At 48.2% G+C, this 1,481-nt stretch carries 1 protein-coding gene; it reads right to left on the bottom strand.

Going from position 1 to position 1,481, the window contains the following annotated elements:
* On the bottom strand, window positions 1–1,481 hold a 1,481-nt coding region (locus AB4154_RS08910), incomplete at both ends, for a VCBS domain-containing protein (protein WP_372122728.1).

Raw genomic sequence — 1,481 nt, 5'->3', positions numbered from 1 at the left:
ATGACCATTAGCATCGATAGTCAGGTCACCGTTGGTACCTGAAATAGAATCCGGTGTAAACGTGTTGTCTGGGTTGTCTACATCGGTACTGGTGAGGGTACCTGAAGCTGTTACCGCTTTGTTAGTCTCATCGATGGCAACGGTCGCGCTGCTGACAGTAGCTGCGTCATTAGTGCCGTTAATCGTCACTTTTATGGTCGACGGTGTGCCATCAACTGATGATACCGTAAAGGTCTCTTCGACTTTATCGCCAACGTTCAATTGATTAAATGCGCTGTTAGCGGTGAACATCCAATGACCATTGGCATCAATAGTCAGGTCACCGTTGGTGCCAGTAATCGAATCCGGTGTGAATGCATTATCTGGATTATCCACATCGGTACTGGTCAACGTGCCTGAGGTAGTTACCGCTTTATCAGTCTCATCCACACTGACTGTTGCGGTACTGACTGTCGCTGCATCGTTAGTGCCATTAATCGTGACTTTGATCGTTGACGCTGTGCCGTCAATAGACGAGACAGTGAAGGTCTCTTCGACTTTATCGCCGAAATTCAATTGGTTAAATGCGCTGCTTGCTGTGAATACCCAATGACCATTGGCATCAATGGTGAGATCACCGTTGGTACCAGAAATGGAATCGGGTGTGAACGCATTGTCTGGGTTATCCACGTCGATACTGGTTAAGGTGCCTGAGGTGGTTACCGCTCTGTCGGTTTCATCAATGGCGACGCTCGCACTGCTGACAGTAGCGGCGTCGTTAGTGCCGTTAATCGCCACTTTGATGGTTGACGCTGTGCCATCAACCGACGATACCGTAAAGGTTTCTTCGACCTTATCGCCGACGTTCAATTGATTAAATGCGCTGTTGGCGGTGAATGTCCAATGACCATTAGTGTCAATAGTCAGGTTACCGTTGGTGCCTCTAATGGAATCCGGTGTAAATGCATTATCTGGATTATCCACGTCAGTACTGGTCAACGTTCCTGATGTCGTTACCGCTTTATCAGTCTCATCCACACTGACTGTTGCGGTACTGACTGTCGCTGCATCGTTAGTGCCGTTAATCGCCACTTTGATGGTTGACGCTGTGCCATCAACCGACGATACCGTAAAGGTTTCTTCTACTTTATCGCCAACATTTAGTTGATTAAACGCGCTGTTGGCGGTGAAGACCCAATGACCATTAGCATCAATAGTCAGGTCACCATTTGTGCCTGCAATGGAGTCTGGAGTGAACGCATTATCCGGATTATCGACATCGGTGCTGGTTAATGTTCCTGAAGTCGTGACTACTTTGTCGGTTTCATCGATGGCAACGGTCGCGCTGCTGACAGTAGCGGCGTCGTTAGTGCCGTTAATCGTCACTTTTATGGTCGACGGTGTGCCATCAACCGACGATACCGTAAAGGTCTCTTCGACCTTATCGCCAACGTTTAATTGATTAAACGCACTGTTGGCGGTGAAGACCCAATGACCATTAG

It is taken from the genome of Vibrio sp. 10N.286.51.B11 (assembly GCF_041469245.1).
Classification (GTDB): Bacteria; Pseudomonadota; Gammaproteobacteria; order Enterobacterales; family Vibrionaceae; genus Vibrio; species Vibrio crassostreae_C.
This window is presented reverse-complemented; position numbering and strand designations above follow the sequence as displayed.